This is a genomic window from Modestobacter sp. VKM Ac-2978 (assembly GCF_026968025.1).
GTDB lineage: Bacteria > Actinomycetota > Actinomycetes > Mycobacteriales > Geodermatophilaceae > Modestobacter.
In genome coordinates, this window is record NZ_JAPVBP010000016.1 from 1 (window position 1) to 824 (window position 824).

The 824-nt window shown below is 71.1% G+C and carries 2 protein-coding genes; both read right to left on the bottom strand.

Translation table 11 applies throughout. The features are described from left to right. On the bottom strand, positions 1 to 608 hold a 608-nt coding region (locus O2W53_RS23770; RefSeq protein WP_269165526.1), incomplete at its 3' end, for a CoA transferase subunit B. 1 nt (position 609) lies between these two features. Beyond that, positions 610 to 824, bottom strand: a 215-nt coding sequence (locus O2W53_RS23775) for a CoA-transferase (RefSeq protein ID WP_331253819.1), incomplete at its 5' end; no start/stop codon positions are given.

Here is an 824-nt window from a genome sequence, read left to right on the forward strand (position 1 = left end):
GTGGCGGCGACGACGTCGGCGACGGTGACGCCGGGAGCGGTCTCGCGGAGCACCAGCCCGGTGTCGGTGACGTCGATGACGGCCAGGTCGGTGATGACGCGGTCGACGCAGCCCTTGCCGGTCAGCGGCAGGGAGCACTCCTCGACGATCTTGGGGGAACCGTCGCGGGCGACGTGCTCCATCATCACGATCACCTCGCGGGCACCGTGGACGAGGTCCATCGCCCCGCCCATCCCGTTGACCATCTTCCCGGGGATCAGCCAGTTGGCCAGGTCGCCGCGGGTGTTGACCTGCATCGCGCCCAGCACGGCGACGTCGATGTGGTGGCCGCGGATCATGCCGAAGGACAGCGAGGAGTCGAAGAAGCTGGCCCCGGGCAGGATCGTGATCGTCTCCTTGCCGGCGTTGATCAGGTCGGCGTCCTCCTCGCCCTCGAAGGGGTAGGGGCCGACCCCGAGCACGCCGTTCTCGCTCTGCAGCACCACGTGCACCCCGTCGGGGATGTGGTTGGGCACCAGGGTGGGCATGCCGATGCCGAGGTTGACGTACTGGCCGTCGTGCAGGTCCAGGGCGACCCGGGCGGCGAGTTCGTCGCGGGACAGTGCCATCTCAGGCCTCCGTGGTCTCGGTGCCGGCGGCCGCGGGTGCAGCCGCGCCGGGGCGGGGGCGGGTGGTGCGCTTCTCGATCCGCTTGCCCTCCTCGCCGACGACGACCACCCGTTGCACGAACACCCCGGGCAGGTGCACGGCCTCGGGCGGGATCTGCCCGGGCTCCACCAGCCGCTCGACCTCGGCGATGGTGATCGCCGCGGCCATGCCGCACA